The sequence below is a fragment of the Aeromonas sp. FDAARGOS 1418 genome, assembly GCF_019048585.1.
GTDB lineage: Bacteria > Pseudomonadota > Gammaproteobacteria > Enterobacterales > Aeromonadaceae > Aeromonas > Aeromonas caviae.
Genome location: NZ_CP077387.1, coordinates 4,424,328 through 4,447,184 on the forward strand (window position 1 = coordinate 4,424,328; position 22,857 = coordinate 4,447,184).

The following is a 22,857-nucleotide window of genomic DNA, read 5'->3' on the forward strand; positions in this document are numbered from 1 at the left end:
TTGCTCTGCCGCTTTGTGTCCATCTGGCTGGGTTACTTGTCGATATCCAGCATGTGATTGTTCGGATTTAACATGTAATCGATCACCTGGTTGGCAGTGGTCCCCGACCCCCCCGTCAGGGTGTCGAAGGTGTGGTTCATCAGCACTATCTCCTGGGTCACCGGCGCGGCACTGCTCTCCTTGACCTGCAGATGCACCCCTTCGCTGTCCTGGAACACCGAGAGCAGGCTCTTCAGGGAGCTCTCGCTCTTGCTGCCATCGCTGTCGAGCAAGTCGCTCAGATCCAGTTTGTCCCCTTCCGACTTGCTGAAATCGACGATGTAGTCCTTGGCCACCTTGCCGACTTCGGTATCCCCCTTCAGCCAGATGAAGGTATCGGCACCTGCATCCCCCTTGAGGATATCATTGCCAAGCCCGCCGACCAGGATGTCATTGCCCAGACCACCGCTCAGGGTATCGTCGCCGATACCGCCAAATAGGGTGTCGTTGCCGCTGCCACCATAGAGGCGATCGTTGCCGCTCTCGCCATAGAGGGTGTCGTTGCCGGCACCACCGAACAGGGTGTCGTTGCCAGCTCCGCCGAACAGGAAGTCATCGCCCCCCTGGCCGAACAGGATGTCGTTGCCATCACCGCCGAGGAGGGTGTCACCCTTGTCATTGGTCGACGACTGATCGAACTCGCTGGCGTGATCCGTGATGTAGGAATGCACCTGGGCATCGGTCACCGACCCGGCCCCCAGCTTGCCGCTCACATACTGCTTGATGGCCGCATACCCTTCCCCGCTGATGCCGGTGAAGCGTACCGCGTCGCCAAACAGGATGTCGTCGCCCGCACCGCCATCGATCCGGTCACTGCCCGGCTTGTTGTTGATGGAGGTTCCCAGAATGGCATTGGCCAGATCGGAGGCTGATACGTTGAACTGCACCACCTGATCGCTATCGAACTGCTTCAGGGTATCGATGGAGACCTTGCTACCGATGCCGATGGCCTGCAGCACTACATTGTTTGCCTCCAGCAGCGGCAGCACGCTCAATGCGTTGTTTCTGGCTGTGTCATTGGTATACCCAGAAATGTAAGCATCTGAGATTTCGAAGCTTCCGTCTCCCTGGGGTTTAAGGGTTCCAATGATGCTATATTCCCATTTCTTTCCATTCTGTGACCACTGTCTGACATCGCCGTTGGCATCCACTATCACCCTCTGATCGCCCCCGATATTGGCGTAGAAGGCCTTGCCCGGTACGTAGTTGTTGACGTTGACAAAGGTATCCAGCCTTTGCACAGTCTTGGTGTTCACCACCGGATTGGTATTTTCGTTGTAGAAGAAGGAGTTGGGTGCCCCATCGGTGATGAAATAGGCCAGATTCTTCGCATTGGTGTTGTTCTTGGCTATGTCACTGTTGAACCAGTTCGAGGTCGCCTTGAGCGGGTCCTCATAGTTGGTATATCCCTCATAGCCATTCATCTGACTAATAACATCCTCCAACAACCCCGAAGCATTGGGATCTTTCAGATCCACGCTGACGGAACGCTTGACCTGGGTATCAAAATCGACCAGGAAGACGTTGACCTTGCCCGCAGCCTCCTTGCCCGCGCTCGCCTGAAGATCTTCGAACACCTGAATCAGCTGATTTCTAATCGTCGCCATATCGTCACCAATACTGCTCGATGTGTCGACCATAAAGGCAAGGTTGTAGTTCTGGCCCGGCAGCACCACGCTACCGTCCAGATCCCCCACCACGATATTGTGTTCACTGCCATAGGTCCGGTTCTGATCGCCAGGTTCACCTTCGGTGGACTGGAAGTAGCTCAGACGGATGCTGTCACTGTCGGTCGCGGTACTGGTTTGATCGGTACCCACCTCCTTGGCGATGGCCTCGACCTTGAGATCCACCAGACCGGCGCTGCTGCCCGGCACTCGCAGCGTCAGTCCGCTCAACTTCACATCCAGCGCGCTCGCACTCCACAGACCGCTGTTGACGGTGAGGGTAAGCTTGCCATCAACCCCGACGGTGCCCAGCAACTGGCTGCCCTTGTAGAGCTCGGAGCCTTTGGGCATCCCGCTTAGTACTAGGCTGTCGAGCACTTCGCTGCCATCCCGATCGCTCAGGGAGGCGCTCACCTCCAGCGGGTAGTCGACCACCACCGGCTGCACCAGGGTCAGCACGCCCGTATCCTGATTGATCTGGTAGACACCGTCGGCGAACTGGACATACTCCACGTCGTGCAGCGCCTTGGTGATGCCGACCCCCTTCTCCGTGACGGAGAAGTTGAACCAGCGATCATTGATCGAGTATCCGCTGCCCTTCGTGATGGCGTAGTCGGCACGGTTGCCGGACAGTACAGCGATATCTTTATCACCAGCACCGCCATAGAGAGTATCGCCACCCAACCCAGCGACCAGAATGTCGTTTCCAACGCCGCCGTCGAGGGTATCGCCCGACACTGAGTTGCCACCGACCAGCACGTCATTGCCGTTGCCACCGACGAAGTGGTCTCCGCCCCCCTTCTGGCTCACGATGTAGTCGTTGCCATCACCACCCACCACGGTTTCCTTACTAGAAGTGCTATCGGTCAGAGTGTTGGTGATCCCGAGGGCCCCCTTGTCGAAGTTGCCGGACTGGAACTGGCCCGTGGAGATCCCCGCGCTCGGGAAACTCTGGCTGTAAGACGGCATGCCATTCCCCATCAGGGTGACGTTGACCGTGGGCTTGTCGGCCACCGCCGCCACGTCGATCACCAGCTTGCTGCCGTTGCTGAGGTTGGCACCGTCGCTTATCTGATAGCCGATGCTGGCATAGTCGCCCTTCATGTTGCCGACCACGGCGCCGTTGCCGTTGGCGGCATGGGTGCTCGATTCGTTCAGACCGGGCACGAAGCGCAGATGGCCTGCGTTCACCTCGGCATAAGAGATGAGGGCTCCGGTTTGCACCGCAGCCCACTGCCCAGCTGCATTGAGGTATTCGAGGGTACCGTTCAGCGGCAGGGTATTGATCTTCACCCCGAGATCGGTCGCGTCCTGATCGTCGCTGGCACCAAACTGGGCCCAGGTCAGGACCTGGGACTGATCTTCGGCACCGGCGCTGTGGCCGCCAGCCGCCGTCGGCGCCCGATCGTTGTCCACTATGGTACCGGTCCCGCTCTGACCACCAATGGTCACCGAGAGGGTCTCGTTCGTCTCGACCAGGCGATCGTTCACCGTCGGGATGGTCACCGTGAAGTCTGTCACGCCCGCCGGTACCGTGATCTTGCCGGTGGTGCTGTTGTAGGTCACGCCGTTGCTGAACTGGGCATTGCCCCAGTCCTGGTTGGAGGCGGGGTTGTTGCCCGATCCGCGAATGGCGAAATCGTATTCGGTCGCTTCCTGGGTCGCATCGGACAAGGTGACCTTGTGCAACAGGTTGCCCCCTTCAGTCACGCTCTCGCTAGAGACACCCTGAACCAGCGGCGTGAACAGAGGCTTGGTGGCGAAGGAACCAATGCTGGCGTCACCGTCACCATCCACCACCCGGATCTGGAAGTCGATGTCACCATCACCCAGGGGTTTGGACATGCGCTGGTACTGGAAGAACTCCCACTTGCCGGTGGCTGGGGTGAACTCCAACCTGAACACCAAAGTGCCGTCACTGGCTTCGCCATACAGGGTATTGGGTAGACCTGCTTTGCTGGAAATTGAGATCTCTTTACCAGTAGCTGTCATCAAACCCACTTCATTGGATCCCAAAAGCGCTATATGCCCCTTGCCATCAGCACCCCATTGCGGTGCAACCGTACCCGAACCATAGGCAATTGCCTGCGGCGTATCAGCCCCCAGAAACTCGATAGACTTGACGGTAAAGTCGCTGTTGTCTTTGGTATTGATGTTGCCGTTATTGGTCGCCTTGATCACCATGGTATCGAAGCCACCCTGCTGCACCTGGAAGTTCTGGTTGAACTCTCCGCCCGCTGCATCCGATCTGAATGAAAGTGTGGAAATCAATACGTTGTCTCGGTAGAACTCCACGACCCCGCTCTCCAGCTCGCCGCCAAACATCTTGCTGAACTTGATGTTGGCGCCGTAGGCAACCTTGCCCGCATCCAGCGTGACGATAAGCCGCTCGGATACGGAAGAGCCATCAGCAAAATGGCGGAAGTCAATTTCATTGGCGAGGTTGTGGTAAGGCGCAGCACCGCTAGCCACCCCCAGCCCCGAGCTGGAGCCGTTGACATCCGCCGTTACCAGTGAGGAATCGGTTGCCGACTTGAAGCCCAAGGCGCTGATGGTAAAACCCGCCATGTTCAGGGTGCTCTGGTTGTCACTGTACTTGGTCAGATCGAAGAACCCGGTCAGCACGTTCGGAATATCGGTCTTCACCACGGAAACGGCATCGCTGTTGCCAGCAATGGGGGAGTCGTCCTCCACGCTGACATCCAGCTTGCCCTTGGTGACGCCGCTGCCATCGGAGACCTCCACGTCCAGCTGGAACGACAGCTTGTCTTCCGAGGTCGTATCCCCGTGGTCGAGTGGCTCCTTAAGGGTCACATCATAAGTCCACGCTCCCTTGCCGCTGGCATTGGGTGCCGTCAGCTTGACCTCGACCACAGCCTTGTAATCGGCGCCGCCAATCGCCCCCGTGTAGCCGACCAGCGTCTTGCTGCCCGCATCCCAGCTCCATTGGACCTTGGCCCCACCGGATGTCAGCCCGGCCGGTCCGTTCAAGGAGATGCTGAGCGTGCTGCTGTCGATGTCGCCCACCGAGAGGGTACCGGACGCCTTGATGGCGTTGGTGGTATCCGGGTTGCCGACCGTGTCGGCAATACCGTTTGCCAGACCCTCTTCGGAGACGACGGCCCCATTGTCGATACTCAAGATAGGTGCATCGTCGGCACCGTTGATGGTGATCGTCACCTGGTGGCTGCTGCCGTCCTTGCCGTACACGGTAAAGACTTCCACCTTGCTCTCGTCTTTGCCCAGGTACTGCACCTTGCTGTTGTCGACGCTGTAGCTCCAGGTACCGGTCTCGGTGATGGTCAGGCTGCCCAGCGCGCCCTGCGGTGCGCCCACCTTGGTGGTGTCAAATGCCGGCTTGTCGTTCTGGTCCGCGTCGCTGATGGTCAGATGACCACCCACGGTCAGCTGGACCCCCGCCTCTGCCGGGTTGGTGTCCACATCCTCGGTCACCGCGCCAGCGTCCTTGTCCGTGCCGGTCACGGTAATGGTCGACTGGTCGTCGGCACCGTTGATGGTGATCGTCACCTGGTGGCTGCTGCCGTCCTTGCCGTACACGGTAAAGACTTCCACCTTGCTCTCGTCTTTGCCCAGGTACTGCACCTTGCTGTTGTCGACGCTGTAGCCCCAGGTACCGGTCTCGGTGATGGTCAGGCTGCCCAGCGCGCCCTGCGGTGCGCCCACCTTGGTGGTGTCAAATGCCGGCTTGTCGTTCTGGTCCGCGTCGCTGATGGTCAGATGACCACCCACGGTCAGCTGGACCCCCGCCTCTGCCGGGTTGGTGTCCACGTCCTCGGTCACCGCGCCTGCGTCCTTGTCCGTGCCAGTCACGGTAATGGTCGACTGGTCGTCGGCACCGTTGATGGTGATCGTCACCTGGTGGCTGCTGCCGTCCTTGCCGTACACGGTAAAGACTTCCACCTTGCTCTCGTCTTTGCCCAGGTACTGCACCTTGCTGTTGTCGACGCTGTAGCTCCAGGTACCGGTCTCGGTGATGGTCAGGCTGCCCAGCGCGCCCTGCGGTGCGCCCACCTTGGTGGTGTCAAATGCCGGCTTGTCGTTCTGGTCCGCGTCGCTGATGGTCAGATGACCACCCACGGTCAGCTGGACCCCCGCCTCTGCCGGGTTGGTGTCCACGTCCTCGGTCACCGCGCCTGCGTCCTTGTCCGTGCCGGTCACGGTAATGGTCGACTGGTCGTCGGCACCGTTGATGGTGATCGTCACCTGGTGGCTGCTGCCGTCCTTGCCGTACACGGTAAAGACTTCCACCTTGCTCTCGTCTTTGCCCAGGTACTGCACCTTGCTGTTGTCGACGCTGTAGCTCCAGGTACCGGTCTCGGTGATGGTCAGGCTGCCCAGCGCGCCCTGCGGTGCGCCCACCTTGGTGGTGTCAAATGCCGGCTTGTCGTTCTGGTCCGCGTCGCTGATGGTCAGATGACCACCCACGGTCAGCTGGACCCCCGCCTCTGCCGGGTTGGTGTCCACGTCCTCGGTCACCGCGCCAGCGTCCTTGTCCGTGCCGGTCACGGTAATGGTCGACTGGTCGTCGGCACCGTTGATGGTGATCGTCACCTGGTGGCTGCTGCCGTCCTTGCCGTACACGGTAAAGACTTCCACCTTGCTCTCGTCTTTGCCCAGGTACTGCACCTTGCTGTTGTCGACGCTGTAGCTCCAGGTACCGGTCTCGGTGATGGTCAGGCTGCCCAGCGCGCCCTGCGGTGCGCCCACCTTGGTGGTGTCAAATGCCGGCTTGTCGTTCTGGTCCGCGTCGCTGATGGTCAGATGACCACCCACGGTCAGCTGGACCCCCGCCTCTGCCGGGTTGGTGTCCACGTCCTCGGTCACCGCGCCAGCGTCCTTGTCCGTGCCAGTCACGGTAATGGTCGACTGGTCGTCGGCACCGTTGATGGTGATCGTCACCTGGTGGCTGCTGCCGTCCTTGCCGTACACGGTAAAGACTTCCACCTTGCTCTCGTCTTTGCCCAGGTACTGCACCTTGCTGTTGTCGACGCTGTAGCTCCAGGTACCGGTCTCGGTGATGGTCAGGCTGCCCAGCGCGCCCTGCGGTGCGCCCACCTTGGTGGTGTCAAATGCCGGCTTGTCGTTCTGGTCCGCGTCGCTGATGGTCAGATGACCACCCACGGTCAGCTGGACCCCCGCCTCTGCCGGGTTGGTGTCCACGTCCTCGGTCACCGCGCCAGCGTCCTTGTCCGTGCCGGTCACGGTAATGGTCGACTGGTCGTCGGCACCGTTGATGGTGATCGTCACCTGGTGGCTGCTGCCGTCCTTGCCGTACACGGTAAAGACTTCCACCTTGCTCTCGTCTTTGCCCAGGTACTGCACCTTGCTGTTGTCGACGCTGTAGCCCCAGGTACCGGTCTCGGTGATGGTCAGGCTGCCCAGCGCGCCCTGCGGTGCGCCCACCTTGGTGGTGTCAAATGCCGGCTTGTCGTTCTGGTCCGCGTCGCTGATGGTCAGATGACCACCCACGGTCAGCTGGACCCCCGCCTCTGCCGGGTTGGTGTCCACGTCCTCGGTCACCGCGCCTGCGTCCTTGTCCGTGCCGGTCACGGTAATGGTCGACTGGTCGTCGGCACCGTTGATGGTGATCGTCACCTGGTGGCTGCTGCCGTCCTTGCCGTACACGGTAAAGACTTCCACCTTGCTCTCGTCTTTGCCCAGGTACTGCACCTTGCTGTTGTCGACGCTGTAGCTCCAGGTACCGGTCTCGGTGATGGTCAGGCTGCCCAGCGCGCCCTGCGGTGCGCCCACCTTGGTGGTGTCAAATGCCGGCTTGTCGTTCTGGTCCGCGTCGCTGATGGTCAGATGACCACCCACGGTCAGCTGGACCCCCGCCTCTGCCGGGTTGGTGTCCACGTCCTCGGTCACCGCGCCAGCGTCCTTGTCCGTGCCGGTCACGGTAATGGTCGACTGGTCGTCGGCACCGTTGATGGTGATCGTCACCTGGTGGCTGCTGCCGTCCTTGCCGTACACGGTAAAGACTTCCACCTTGCTCTCGTCTTTGCCCAGGTACTGCACCTTGCTGTTGTCGACGCTGTAGCTCCAGGTACCGGTCTCGGTGATGGTCAGGCTGCCCAGCGCGCCCTGCGGTGCGCCCACCTTGGTGGTGTCAAATGCCGGCTTGTCGTTCTGGTCCGCGTCGCTGATGGTCAGATGACCACCCACGGTCAGCTGGACCCCCGCCTCTGCCGGGTTGGTGTCCACGTCCTCGGTCACCGCGCCAGCGTCCTTGTCCGTGCCAGTCACGGTAATGGTCGACTGGTCGTCGGCACCGTTGATGGTGATCGTCACCTGGTGGCTGCTGCCGTCCTTGCCGTACACGGTAAAGACTTCCACCTTGCTCTCGTCTTTGCCCAGGTACTGCACCTTGCTGTTGTCGACGCTGTAGCTCCAGGTACCGGTCTCGGTGATGGTCAGGCTGCCCAGCGCGCCCTGCGGTGCGCCCACCTTGGTGGTGTCAAATGCCGGCTTGTCGTTCTGGTCCGCGTCGCTGATGGTCAGATGACCACCCACGGTCAGCTGGACCCCCGCCTCTGCCGGGTTGGTGTCCACGTCCTCGGTCACCGCGCCAGCGTCCTTGTCCGTGCCAGTCACGGTAATGGTCGACTGGTCGTCGGCACCGTTGATGGTGATCGTCACCTGGTGGCTGCTGCCGTCCTTGCCGTACACGGTAAAGACTTCCACCTTGCTCTCGTCTTTGCCCAGGTACTGCACCTTGCTGTTGTCGACGCTGTAGCTCCAGGTACCGGTCTCGGTGATGGTCAGGCTGCCCAGCGCGCCCTGCGGTGCGCCCACCTTGGTGGTGTCAAATGCCGGCTTGTCGTTCTGGTCCGCGTCGCTGATGGTCAGATGACCACCCACGGTCAGCTGGACCCCCGCCTCTGCCGGGTTGGTGTCCACGTCCTCGGTCACCGCGCCTGCGTCCTTGTCCGTGCCGGTCACGGTAATGGTCGACTGGTCGTCGGCACCGTTGATGGTGATCGTCACCTGGTGGCTGCTGCCGTCCTTGCCGTACACGGTAAAGACTTCCACCTTGCTCTCGTCTTTGCCCAGGTACTGCACCTTGCTGTTGTCGACGCTGTAGCTCCAGGTACCGGTCTCGGTGATGGTCAGGCTGCCCAGCGCGCCCTGCGGTGCGCCCACCTTGGTGGTGTCAAATGCCGGCTTGTCGTTCTGGTCCGCGTCGCTGATGGTCAGATGACCACCCACGGTCAGCTGGACCCCCGCCTCTGCCGGGTTGGTGTCCACGTCCTCGGTCACCGCGCCAGCGTCCTTGTCCGTGCCAGTCACGGTAATGGTCGACTGGTCGTCGGCACCGTTGATGGTGATCGTCACCTGGTGGCTGCTGCCGTCCTTGCCGTACACGGTAAAGACTTCCACCTTGCTCTCGTCTTTGCCCAGGTACTGCACCTTGCTGTTGTCGACGCTGTAGCTCCAGGTACCGGTCTCGGTGATGGTCAGGCTGCCCAGCGCGCCCTGCGGTGCGCCCACCTTGGTGGTGTCAAATGCCGGCTTGTCGTTCTGGTCCGCGTCGCTGATGGTCAGATGACCACCCACGGTCAGCTGGACCCCCGCCTCTGCCGGGTTGGTGTCCACGTCCTCGGTCACCGCGCCTGCGTCCTTGTCCGTGCCGGTCACGGTAATGGTCGACTGGTCGTCGGCACCGTTGATGGTGATCGTCACCTGGTGGCTGCTGCCGTCCTTGCCGTACACGGTAAAGACTTCCACCTTGCTCTCGTCTTTGCCCAGGTACTGCACCTTGCTGTTGTCGACGCTGTAGCTCCAGGTACCGGTCTCGGTGATGGTCAGGCTGCCCAGCGCGCCCTGCGGTGCGCCCACCTTGGTGGTGTCAAATGCCGGCTTGTCGTTCTGGTCCGCGTCGCTGATGGTCAGATGACCACCCACGGTCAGCTGGACCCCCGCCTCTGCCGGGTTGGTGTCCACGTCCTCGGTCACCGCGCCTGCGTCCTTGTCCGTGCCGGTCACGGTAATGGTCGACTGGTCGTCGGCACCGTTGATGGTGATCGTCACCTGGTGGCTGCTGCCGTCCTTGCCGTACACGGTAAAGACTTCCACCTTGCTCTCGTCTTTGCCCAGGTACTGCACCTTGCTGTTGTCGACGCTGTAGCTCCAGGTACCGGTCTCGGTGATGGTCAGGCTGCCCAGCGCGCCCTGCGGTGCGCCCACCTTGGTGGTGTCAAATGCCGGCTTGTCGTTCTGGTCCGCGTCGCTGATGGTCAGATGACCACCCACGGTCAGCTGGACCCCCGCCTCTGCCGGGTTGGTGTCCACGTCCTCGGTCACCGCGCCAGCGTCCTTGTCCGTGCCAGTCACGGTAATGGTCGACTGGTCGTCGGCACCGTTGATGGTGATCGTCACCTGGTGGCTGCTGCCGTCCTTGCCGTACACGGTAAAGACTTCCACCTTGCTCTCGTCTTTGCCCAGGTACTGCACCTTGCTGTTGTCGACGCTGTAGCTCCAGGTACCGGTCTCGGTGATGGTCAGGCTGCCCAGCGCGCCCTGCGGTGCGCCCACCTTGGTGGTGTCAAATGCCGGCTTGTCGTTCTGGTCCGCGTCGCTGATGGTCAGATGACCACCCACGGTCAGCTGGACCCCCGCCTCTGCCGGGTTGGTGTCCACGTCCTCGGTCACCGCGCCTGCGTCCTTGTCCGTGCCGGTCACGGTAATGGTCGACTGGTCGTCGGCACCGTTGATGGTGATCGTCACCTGGTGGCTGCTGCCGTCCTTGCCGTACACGGTAAAGACTTCCACCTTGCTCTCGTCTTTGCCCAGGTACTGCACCTTGCTGTTGTCGACGCTGTAGCCCCAGGTACCGGTCTCGGTGATGGTCAGGCTGCCCAGCGCGCCCTGCGGTGCGCCCACCTTGGTGGTGTCAAATGCCGGCTTGTCGTTCTGGTCCGCGTCGCTGATGGTCAGATGACCACCCACGGTCAGCTGGACCCCCGCCTCTGCCGGGTTGGTGTCCACGTCCTCGGTCACCGCGCCTGCGTCCTTGTCCGTGCCGGTCACGGTAATGGTCGACTGGTCGTCGGCACCGTTGATGGTGATCGTCACCTGGTGGCTGCTGCCGTCCTTGCCGTACACGGTAAAGACTTCCACCTTGCTCTCGTCTTTGCCCAGGTACTGCACCTTGCTGTTGTCGACGCTGTAGCTCCAGGTACCGGTCTCGGTGATGGTCAGGCTGCCCAGCGCGCCCTGCGGTGCGCCCACCTTGGTGGTGTCAAATGCCGGCTTGTCGTTCTGGTCCGCGTCGCTGATGGTCAGATGACCACCCACGGTCAGCTGGACCCCCGCCTCTGCCGGGTTGGTGTCCACGTCCTCGGTCACCGCGCCAGCGTCCTTGTCCGTGCCGGTCACGGTAATGGTCGACTGGTCGTCGGCACCGTTGATGGTGATCGTCACCTGGTGGCTGCTGCCGTCCTTGCCGTACACGGTAAAGACTTCCACCTTGCTCTCGTCTTTGCCCAGGTACTGCACCTTGCTGTTGTCGACGCTGTAGCTCCAGGTACCGGTCTCGGTGATGGTCAGGCTGCCCAGCGCGCCCTGCGGTGCGCCCACCTTGGTGGTGTCAAATGCCGGCTTGTCGTTCTGGTCCGCGTCGCTGATGGTCAGATGACCACCCACGGTCAGCTGGACCCCCGCCTCTGCCGGGTTGGTGTCCACGTCCTCGGTCACCGCGCCTGCGTCCTTGTCCGTGCCAGTCACGGTAATGGTCGACTGGTCGTCGGCACCGTTGATGGTGATCGTCACCTGGTGGCTGCTGCCGTCCTTGCCGTACACGGTAAAGACTTCCACCTTGCTCTCGTCTTTGCCCAGGTACTGCACCTTGCTGTTGTCGACGCTGTAGCTCCAGGTACCGGTCTCGGTGATGGTCAGGCTGCCCAGCGCGCCCTGCGGTGCGCCCACCTTGGTGGTGTCAAATGCCGGCTTGTCGTTCTGGTCCGCGTCGCTGATGGTCAGATGACCACCCACGGTCAGCTGGACCCCCGCCTCTGCCGGGTTGGTGTCCACGTCCTCGGTCACCGCGCCTGCGTCCTTGTCCGTGCCGGTCACGGTAATGGTCGACTGGTCGTCGGCACCGTTGATGGTGATCGTCACCTGGTGGCTGCTGCCGTCCTTGCCGTACACGGTAAAGACTTCCACCTTGCTCTCGTCTTTGCCCAGGTACTGCACCTTGCTGTTGTCGACGCTGTAGCTCCAGGTACCGGTCTCGGTGATGGTCAGGCTGCCCAGCGCGCCCTGCGGTGCGCCCACCTTGGTGGTGTCAAATGCCGGCTTGTCGTTCTGGTCCGCGTCGCTGATGGTCAGATGACCACCACGGTCAGCTGGACCCCCGCCTCTGCCGGGTTGGTGTCCACGTCCTCGGTCACCGCGCCTGCGTCCTTGTCCGTGCCGGTCACGGTAATGGTCGACTGGTCGTCGGCACCGTTGATGGTGATCGTCACCTGGTGGCTGCTGCCGTCCTTGCCGTACACGGTAAAGACTTCCACCTTGCTCTCGTCTTTGCCCAGGTACTGCACCTTGCTGTTGTCGACGCTGTAGCTCCAGGTACCGGTCTCGGTGATGGTCAGGCTGCCCAGCGCGCCCTGCGGTGCGCCCACCTTGGTGGTGTCAAATGCCGGCTTGTCGTTCTGGTCCGCGTCGCTGATGGTCAGATGACCACCCACGGTCAGCTGGACCCCCGCCTCTGCCGGGTTGGTGTCCACGTCCTCGGTCACCGCGCCAGCGTCCTTGTCCGTGCCGGTCACGGTAATGGTCGACTGGTCGTCGGCACCGTTGATGGTGATCGTCACCTGGTGGCTGCTGCCGTCCTTGCCGTACACGGTAAAGACTTCCACCTTGCTCTCGTCTTTGCCCAGGTACTGCACCTTGCTGTTGTCGACGCTGTAGCTCCAGGTACCGGTCTCGGTGATGGTCAGGCTGCCCAGCGCGCCCTGCGGTGCGCCCACCTTGGTGGTGTCAAATGCCGGCTTGTCGTTCTGGTCCGCGTCGCTGATGGTCAGATGACCACCCACGGTCAGCTGGACCCCCGCCTCTGCCGGGTTGGTGTCCACGTCCTCGGTCACCGCGCCAGCGTCCTTGTCCGTGCCGGTCACGGTAATGGTCGACTGGTCGTCGGCACCGTTGATGGTGATCGTCACCTGGTGGCTGCTGCCGTCCTTGCCGTACACGGTAAAGACTTCCACCTTGCTCTCGTCTTTGCCCAGGTACTGCACCTTGCTGTTGTCGACGCTGTAGCTCCAGGTACCGGTCTCGGTGATGGTCAGGCTGCCCAGCGCGCCCTGCGGTGCGCCCACCTTGGTGGTGTCAAATGCCGGCTTGTCGTTCTGGTCCGCGTCGCTGATGGTCAGATGACCACCCACGGTCAGCTGGACCCCCGCCTCTGCCGGGTTGGTGTCCACGTCCTCGGTCACCGCGCCTGCGTCCTTGTCCGTGCCGGTCACGGTAATGGTCGACTGGTCGTCGGCACCGTTGATGGTGATCGTCACCTGGTGGCTGCTGCCGTCCTTGCCGTACACGGTAAAGACTTCCACCTTGCTCTCGTCTTTGCCCAGGTACTGCACCTTGCTGTTGTCGACGCTGTAGCTCCAGGTACCGGTCTCGGTGATGGTCAGGCTGCCCAGCGCGCCCTGCGGTGCGCCCACCTTGGTGGTGTCAAATGCCGGCTTGTCGTTCTGGTCCGCGTCGCTGATGGTCAGATGACCACCCACGGTCAGCTGGACCCCCGCCTCTGCCGGGTTGGTGTCCACGTCCTCGGTCACCGCGCCAGCGTCCTTGTCCGTGCCGGTCACGGTAATGGTCGACTGGTCGTCGGCACCGTTGATGGTGATCGTCACCTGGTGGCTGCTGCCGTCCTTGCCGTACACGGTAAAGACTTCCACCTTGCTCTCGTCTTTGCCCAGGTACTGCACCTTGCTGTTGTCGACGCTGTAGCTCCAGGTACCGGTCTCGGTGATGGTCAGGCTGCCCAGCGCGCCCTGCGGTGCGCCCACCTTGGTGGTGTCAAATGCCGGCTTGTCGTTCTGGTCCGCGTCGCTGATGGTCAGATGACCACCCACGGTCAGCTGGACCCCCGCCTCTGCCGGGTTGGTGTCCACGTCCTCGGTCACCGCGCCAGCGTCCTTGTCCGTGCCGGTCACGGTAATGGTCGACTGGTCGTCGGCACCGTTGATGGTGATCGTCACCTGGTGGCTGCTGCCGTCCTTGCCGTACACGGTAAAGACTTCCACCTTGCTCTCGTCTTTGCCCAGGTACTGCACCTTGCTGTTGTCGACGCTGTAGCTCCAGGTACCGGTCTCGGTGATGGTCAGGCTGCCCAGCGCGCCCTGCGGTGCGCCCACCTTGGTGGTGTCAAATGCCGGCTTGTCGTTCTGGTCCGCGTCGCTGATGGTCAGATGACCACCCACGGTCAGCTGGACCCCCGCCTCTGCCGGGTTGGTGTCCACGTCCTCGGTCACCGCGCCTGCGTCCTTGTCCGTGCCGGTCACGGTAATGGTCGACTGGTCGTCGGCACCGTTGATGGTGATCGTCACCTGGTGGCTGCTGCCGTCCTTGCCGTACACGGTAAAGACTTCCACCTTGCTCTCGTCTTTGCCCAGGTACTGCACCTTGCTGTTGTCGACGCTGTAGCTCCAGGTACCGGTCTCGGTGATGGTCAGGCTGCCCAGCGCGCCCTGCGGTGCGCCCACCTTGGTGGTGTCAAATGCCGGCTTGTCGTTCTGGTCCGCGTCGCTGATGGTCAGATGACCACCCACGGTCAGCTGGACCCCCGCCTCTGCCGGGTTGGTGTCCACGTCCTCGGTCACCGCGCCTGCGTCCTTGTCCGTGCCGGTCACGGTAATGGTCGACTGGTCGTCGGCACCGTTGATGGTGATCGTCACCTGGTGGCTGCTGCCGTCCTTGCCGTACACGGTAAAGACTTCCACCTTGCTCTCGTCTTTGCCCAGGTACTGCACCTTGCTGTTGTCGACGCTGTAGCTCCAGGTACCGGTCTCGGTGATGGTCAGGCTGCCCAGCGCGCCCTGCGGTGCGCCCACCTTGGTGGTGTCAAATGCCGGCTTGTCGTTCTGGTCCGCGTCGCTGATGGTCAGATGACCACCCACGGTCAGCTGGACCCCCGCCTCTGCCGGGTTGGTGTCCACGTCCTCGGTCACCGCGCCAGCGTCCTTGTCCGTGCCAGTCACGGTAATGGTCGACTGGTCGTCGGCACCGTTGATGGTGATCGTCACCTGGTGGCTGCTGCCGTCCTTGCCGTACACGGTAAAGACTTCCACCTTGCTCTCGTCTTTGCCCAGGTACTGCACCTTGCTGTTGTCGACGCTGTAGCTCCAGGTACCGGTCTCGGTGATGGTCAGGCTGCCCAGCGCGCCCTGCGGTGCGCCCACCTTGGTGGTGTCAAATGCCGGCTTGTCGTTCTGGTCCGCGTCGCTGATGGTCAGATGACCACCCACGGTCAGCTGGACCCCCGCCTCTGCCGGGTTGGTGTCCACGTCCTCGGTCACCGCGCCAGCGTCCTTGTCCGTGCCAGTCACGGTAATGGTCGACTGGTCGTCGGCACCGTTGATGGTGATCGTCACCTGGTGGCTGCTGCCGTCCTTGCCGTACACGGTAAAGACTTCCACCTTGCTCTCGTCTTTGCCCAGGTACTGCACCTTGCTGTTGTCGACGCTGTAGCTCCAGGTACCGGTCTCGGTGATGGTCAGGCTGCCCAGCGCGCCCTGCGGTGCGCCCACCTTGGTGGTGTCAAATGCCGGCTTGTCGTTCTGGTCCGCGTCGCTGATGGTCAGATGACCACCCACGGTCAGCTGGACCCCCGCCTCTGCCGGGTTGGTGTCCACGTCCTCGGTCACCGCGCCAGCGTCCTTGTCCGTGCCGGTCACGGTAATGGTCGACTGGTCGTCGGCACCGTTGATGGTGATCGTCACCTGGTGGCTGCTGCCGTCCTTGCCGTACACGGTAAAGACTTCCACCTTGCTCTCGTCTTTGCCCAGGTACTGCACCTTGCTGTTGTCGACGCTGTAGCTCCAGGTACCGGTCTCGGTGATGGTCAGGCTGCCCAGCGCGCCCTGCGGTGCGCCCACCTTGGTGGTGTCAAATGCCGGCTTGTCGTTCTGGTCCGCGTCGCTGATGGTCAGATGACCACCCACGGTCAGCTGGACCCCCGCCTCTGCCGGGTTGGTGTCCACGTCCTCGGTCACCGCGCCAGCGTCCTTGTCCGTGCCGGTCACGGTAATGGTCGACTGGTCGTCGGCACCGTTGATGGTGATCGTCACCTGGTGGCTGCTGCCGTCCTTGCCGTACACGGTAAAGACTTCCACCTTGCTCTCGTCTTTGCCCAGGTACTGCACCTTGCTGTTGTCGACGCTGTAGCTCCAGGTACCGGTCTCGGTGATGGTCAGGCTGCCCAGCGCGCCCTGCGGTGCGCCCACCTTGGTGGTGTCAAATGCCGGCTTGTCGTTCTGGTCCGCGTCGCTGATGGTCAGATGACCACCCACGGTCAGCTGGACCCCCGCCTCTGCCGGGTTGGTGTCCACGTCCTCGGTCACCGCGCCAGCGTCCTTGTCCGTGCCAGTCACGGTAATGGTCGACTGGTCGTCGGCACCGTTGATGGTGATCGTCACCTGGTGGCTGCTGCCGTCCTTGCCGTACACGGTAAAGACTTCCACCTTGCTCTCGTCTTTGCCCAGGTACTGCACCTTGCTGTTGTCGACGCTGTAGCTCCAGGTACCGGTCTCGGTGATGGTCAGGCTGCCCAGCGCGCCCTGCGGTGCGCCCACCTTGGTGGTGTCAAATGCCGGCTTGTCGTTCTGGTCCGCGTCGCTGATGGTCAGATGACCACCCACGGTCAGCTGGACCCCCGCCTCTGCCGGGTTGGTGTCCACGTCCTCGGTCACCGCGCCTGCGTCCTTGTCCGTGCCGGTCACGGTAATGGTCGACTGGTCGTCGGCACCGTTGATGGTGATCGTCACCTGGTGGCTGCTGCCGTCCTTGCCGTACACGGTAAAGACTTCCACCTTGCTCTCGTCTTTGCCCAGGTACTGCACCTTGCTGTTGTCGACGCTGTAGCTCCAGGTACCGGTCTCGGTGATGGTCAGGCTGCCCAGCGCGCCCTGCGGTGCGCCCACCTTGGTGGTGTCAAATGCCGGCTTGTCGTTCTGGTCCGCGTCGCTGATGGTCAGATGACCACCCACGGTCAGCTGGACCCCCGCCTCTGCCGGGTTGGTGTCCACGTCCTCGGTCACCGCGCCTGCGTCCTTGTCCGTGCCGGTCACGGTAATGGTCGACTGGTCGTCGGCACCGTTGATGGTGATCGTCACCTGGTGGCTGCTGCCGTCCTTGCCGTACACGGTAAAGACTTCCACCTTGCTCTCGTCTTTGCCCAGGTACTGCACCTTGCTGTTGTCGACGCTGTAGCTCCAGGTACCGGTCTCGGTGATGGTCAGGCTGCCCAGCGCGCCCTGCGGTGCGCCCACCTTGGTGGTGTCAAATGCCGGCTTGTCGTTCTGGTCCGCGTCGCTGATGGTCAGATGACCACCCACGGTCAGCTGGACCCCCGCCTCTGCCGGGTTGGTGTCCACGTCCTCGGTCACCGCGCCTGCGTCCTTGTCCGTGCCGGTCACGGTAATGGTCGACTGGTCGTCGGCACCGTTGATGGTGATCGTCACCTGGTGGCTGCTGCCGTCCTTGCCGTACACGGTAAAGACTTCCACCTTGCTCTCGTCTTTGCCCAGGTACTGCACCTTGCTGTTGTCGACGCTGTAGCTCCAGGTACCGGTCTCGGTGATGGTCAGGCTGCCCAGCGCGCCCTGCGGTGCGCCCACCTTGGTGGTGTCAAATGCCGGCTTGTCGTTCTGGTCCGCGTCGCTGATGGTCAGATGACCACCCACGGTCAGCTGGACCCCCGCCTCTGCCGGGTTGGTGTCCACGTCCTCGGTCACCGCGCCAGCGTCCTTGTCCGTGCCGGTCACGGTAATGGTCGACTGGTCGTCGGCACCGTTGATGGTGATCGTCACCTGGTGGCTGCTGCCGTCCTTGCCGTACACGGTAAAGACTTCCACCTTGCTCTCGTCTTTGCCCAGGTACTGCACCTTGCTGTTGTCGACGCTGTAGCTCCAGGTACCGGTCTCGGTGATGGTCAGGCTGCCCAGCGCGCCCTGCGGTGCGCCCACCTTGGTGGTGTCAAATGCCGGCTTGTCGTTCTGGTCCGCGTCGCTGATGGTCAGATGACCACCCACGGTCAGCTGGACCCCCGCCTCTGCCGGGTTGGTGTCCACGTCCTCGGTCACCGCGCCAGCGTCCTTGTCCGTGCCAGTCACGGTAATGGTCGACTGGTCGTCGGCACCGTTGATGGTGATCGTCACCTGGTGGCTGCTGCCGTCCTTGCCGTACACGGTAAAGACTTCCACCTTGCTCTCGTCTTTGCCCAGGTACTGCACCTTGCTGTTGTCGACGCTGTAGCTCCAGGTACCGGTCTCGGTGATGGTCAGGCTGCCCAGCGCGCCCTGCGGTGCGCCCACCTTGGTGGTGTCAAATGCCGGCTTGTCGTTCTGGTCCGCGTCGCTGATGGTCAGATGACCACCCACGGTCAGCTGGACCCCCGCCTCTGCCGGGTTGGTGTCCACGTCCTCGGTCACCGCGCCAGCGTCCTTGTCCGTGCCAGTCACGGTAATGGTCGACTGGTCGTCGGCACCGTTGATGGTGATCGTCACCTGGTGGCTGCTGCCGTCCTTGCCGTACACGGTAAAGACTTCCACCTTGCTCTCGTCTTTGCCCAGGTACTGCACTTTGCTGTTGTCGACGCTGTAGCTCCAGGTACCGGTCTCGGTGATGGTCAGGCTGCCCAATGCACCCGCACTCGGGGTGCCGTTGCCGGCCACAAACTTGGCCTCATCGGCGCCGTCCACATCGGTCACGCTCAGGGTGCCAGTCTCGGTCAGGATCGGGTTGGTTTCGTCTTCCACCACGCCACCGGTGTCGGTGCCGGTAATGACAGCCGCATCGTTGACAGGCGTAACAGTCCCCGTCACCCCACCTGTGGCGCTGTTCAGGCCATCGGTGATGGTGTATTCAAACGCGATGCTGCCATTGAAATCCGGGGCCGGCGTAAAGATCAGCTGGCCATTGCTCAGGGTGACGGAGCCATTGCTGATCGCTACCGAGCCACCTTCGGCAATGGTCTGGCCGTTGATGGCGGTAATGGTGAGGCGATCACCATCCACATCCGTGTCGTTGCCAAGCACATTGATGGTGACGGTGCCATCCTCCGCCACGGTGAACTGGTCGTCCCCCGGCAGAGGCGCGGCATTCACCACGCTATTGTCGGTCCCCTTGGGCGAGGTGTTTCCCGCAGGGTCGGTCAGGGTGGCATCCACAGTGATGGGGCCGTTGACTGGCAGATCCGTAGTGGGGATGGTCAGGGTGACCTGGGTACGGCCGATGTCGTCAGTCGTCAGAATTCTGCTGGAGTCAGGCACGCCATCACCGTTCCAGTCCACATCGAGACGATCGCCAGCCTTGGCATCGCCCGGCAGCCGGATGATGACATCCATCCCATTTTCGCGCTCGTTGGCGGAGATGACATTGTCCGCGCCGTCCTGGATTTCGACTTGTGGCGCCGAGGGCGCGGTGCTGTCCACGCTGCCATCATCGGTCGCGGTACCGGTGTTGCCGGCCGGATCGGTCACGGAAGCCGTCACCTGATAGCCCCCTTCGGCCAGCGGTGTGGTGACATCCACGCTGAAGCTGCCATCCGGTTGTACCGTCGCGGTCAGGGTCTGCTGATTGCCGTTGGCATCGGTCACCACCAGGGTCACCGTGCTGCCAGCGGGGGCATCCGTGGTACCGGTCAGGGTCGGCGTCCGATCATTGGTGTTGTCGGGGGCAGAGACGGTGATGACGGGAGCGGTGAGGTCGACCAGATCATCCTCGCTGCTTTGCGCATCCACCAGCGGCGCCGCGCCAGCCGGGTTCGCGCTGTCAAAGCCTGCGCTGGAGATGGTTGCATCACCGGTACGATCGATGGTGACGAAACCGCCGTTGCCGCTGGCACCAGCCACGCCCCCCGCATTGCCTGCGGCCGGGGCTCCACCCGCCGCCGACGCCTCGAATGCCTTGGTGGGGTCGGTCCCGTCCAGAATCGCTTGCTGCAAGGCGGCGATGTCATCGGGCGTACCCGCGTTCGCCAGCACGGCGTCACCCTGTTCGGGGCGCTCGCCGGAACCCAGGGTGAACGTGGTCTCCCCTCCCTGGAAGCTGGCCCCTTCGGGCGCAAGCAATACCGCATCCTTGGGCAGTACATCGCCTTCTGCAACGAGTCTCTGGCTCCCGTCGACGGCGACCAGATACATTTTGCCTTGCAAGTGGGTAACGACGACATCCTGATCCAATACGATGCGCTGATTGCTCATGGTTTCTCCTGAAATATCGAAGGGCATATTGCTCCAGCCTCCAATGTGCCCGTTTATCAGGCCATAAACCAGTGAGAAAAATCGAATGAACAGACCGAAATGAAGCCGGGTTTCGGGGTGAAAACGAAGGGACGCCGAAGATGAATAAAATTAATTAAATCAATAGCATCAATTGTGACAAAACGAAGACGGGAGCCTCATCGGCTCCCGTCTCGTGAGGTGTCAGACACCGGCCCAGAGCAGGATGGCCAGCAGCTGGGGCGAGATGATCCGCAGGAACATCACCAGGGGGTAGACGGTCGCGTAAGAGAGTGCGCTGGCACCACTGGTGGGGTGCATACCGTTGGCAAATGCCAGAGCGGGAGGATCCGTCATCGAGCCGGCCAGCAGACCGCACAGCGTGAGGTAGTTGAGCTTGCCATAATGGCGTGCCAGCACACCCACCAGCAGCAGCGGGATGAGGGTGATTGCCACACCGTACATCATCCATGCGGGACCGTCGCCGTTGATCAGGGTGTCGATGAAGCCGGCCCCGGACTTGAACCCTACCACCGCCAGGAAGAGCACTATGCCTATTTCCCGCAGCGCCAGGTTGGCGCTCGGCGGCATGAACCAGTAGAGCTTGCCGATGCTGCCGATACGAGACAGGATAAGCGCCACCACCAGCGGTCCCCCTGCCAGCCCCAGCTTGAGCGCCGCCGGGAATCCCGGCAGGTAGAAGGGAATGGATCCGAGCAATACCCCCAACCCGATGCCGATGAAGACGGGCAGCATCTGCACCTGTTGCAGTTTCTGCTGCACGTTGCCCACCACGCTGGTGACCGCCTCGATGGCATCGAGCCGCCCCACCAGGTTCAGGATGTCACCGAACTGCAGACTGGTCTGACTGGTAGGCACCAGCTCGATGCCGGCCCGATTCAGGCGCGAGATGACCACATCGTATTTCTGCTTGATGTCGAGATCGCGGATCCGCTTGCCGAGCACCTGCTCATTGGTGACCACCACCCGCTCAACCCGCAGATCGGTGCCGCGGGTGGAGAGGGAGGTGTCTACCTCCTCTCCAAGCACCAGCAACACCTTGTGCAGGGCATGGCGCTCCCCCACCAGGTGCAGCAGGTCGCCAAGTTCGATGCGCGAGTCGGGCTTTGGCACCATCAGCTCGTCGCCACGCTTGAGGCGGGAACAGATGACGTCCGCCTCGTCCAGACTCGGGATCTCGCGGAGCATCAGGCCATGCATATTGGGATTGCGCACGGCAATGTTGATGGTTTGCAGACTCTCCTTGGTCTTGCCAGCCTGCTGCTCGAAAGCGACCGCTTCCTCCTCGATCTTGATGTGGAAGAACATCCGGATGAGCCACATGGTGAGCAGGATGCCGCAGATCCCGAACGGGTAGGCCACCGCATAGCCCATCCCCATCAGACCGGTGGATCCAGGATCCGCCCCGAGCTCCGCCAGGATCTGCTGGCCAGCCCCCAGGGACGGGGTATTGGTCACGGCCCCGGAAAAGACCCCGAGGATCACCGGCAGCGGTACATCGAACAGCTGGTGCAACGCTGCCGCCACCAGGCAGCCGAGCAGAACCAGCAGGGCCGCGAAGCCATTGAGCTTGAGGCCCGAACTGCGCAAGGAGGAGAAGAAGCCGGGACCGACCTGGATGCCTATGGTGTAGACGAACAGGATCAGGCCGAATTCCTGAATAAAATGAAGTGTTTGCTCATCCAGCTTCAAGCCGGACAAGCCGGCGAAGTGGCCCACTATGATGCCGCCGAACAGCACCCCGCCAATACCCAAACCCACGCCATAGACTCGCCAGTTTCCCAGCCAGAGCCCCAGCACTGCCACCAGCGACAGCATGCTGATGGAAAGCGCGATCTCACTCATCGTTTGCATCCTTTCCAAACTGAACTGGCACTAGCTTGTCAGCAAACGAAGGGGGCAACTGTGGGGTGCCGCACGAATTCAGGCTTTCATGAGCACAAAAATACCAATTAAGGGTTATCCATCAGATGTAGCCATAAATGGCCATGAAGTGGCACAGACTGCCCCCCAGCACAAACAGGTGCCAGATGGCGTGGTTGTAGGGAATGCGCTTGGCCACATAGAAGATCACTCCCAGGCTGTAGATGAGACCACCCAGCCCCAGCAGCAGGAGCCCGGTACCATCCAAATGCAGATAGAGCTGGTAGATGACCACCAGCGACAGCCAGCCCAGCATCAGATAGGTAAATAGCGACACCTTCTTGAAGCGATTGATGAAGATCAGCTTGAACACGACCCCCGCCAGGGCCAGCCCCCAGATCACCACCATCAGTCCTTGCGCCAGCGGCGTATCGAGCGCCACCAGCAGGAAGGGGGTATAAGTGCCGGCGATCAGCAGATAGATGGCGCAGTGATCGAACAGCTTGCTCCAGCGTCTGGCCGCCACCGAGCTCACGCTGTGGTAGAGCGTCGAGGCGAGATAGAGCAATACCAGGCTGGCACCGTAGACGCCGTAGCTCAGCAGTACCCTGGGCCCCTGATCCCACCCTTTGTGCAGCAGCAAGACCAGTCCCAGTCCGCCCAGCAGCAGCCCCAGCCCATGGCTGAGGCGATTCGCCCGCTCTTCCTGTGGGGAGTACACCGTCACATCCATCATTACCTCCAACCCATTACCGGCCCACTCTAGCGGCCGACTTTTCAGGCTACAAGTGTTAGCTGAA

The 22,857-nt window shown here is 62.0% G+C and carries 4 protein-coding genes; all 4 read right to left on the bottom strand.

All coding sequences use genetic code 11. The features are described 5' to 3' along the window. Positions 1-32 precede the first annotated feature (32 nt). Positions 33-12,002 (bottom strand): VCBS domain-containing protein, encoded by an 11,970-nt coding sequence (locus I6L48_RS20700; protein WP_216987661.1) that lies wholly within the window; start codon positions 12,000-12,002, stop codon positions 33-35. Between the two features lie 50 nt (positions 12,003-12,052). Beyond that, on the bottom strand, positions 12,053-20,155 hold the full coding sequence (locus tag I6L48_RS20705; protein ID WP_216987662.1) for a retention module-containing protein: 8,103 nt from the start codon (positions 20,153-20,155) through the stop codon (positions 12,053-12,055). A 222-nt stretch (positions 20,156-20,377) separates the two neighbouring features. After that, positions 20,378-22,039, bottom strand: a complete 1,662-nt coding sequence (locus I6L48_RS20710) for a putative transporter (RefSeq protein ID WP_010675535.1) — start codon at positions 22,037-22,039, stop codon at positions 20,378-20,380. Positions 22,040-22,160: 121 nt separating this feature from the next. Continuing rightward, the gene (locus I6L48_RS20715) at positions 22,161-22,793 is read right to left on the bottom strand and encodes a hemolysin III family protein (RefSeq protein ID WP_216987663.1); all 633 of its coding nucleotides are present in this window, start codon (positions 22,791-22,793) and stop codon (positions 22,161-22,163) included. Positions 22,794-22,857: the final 64 nt, after the last annotated feature.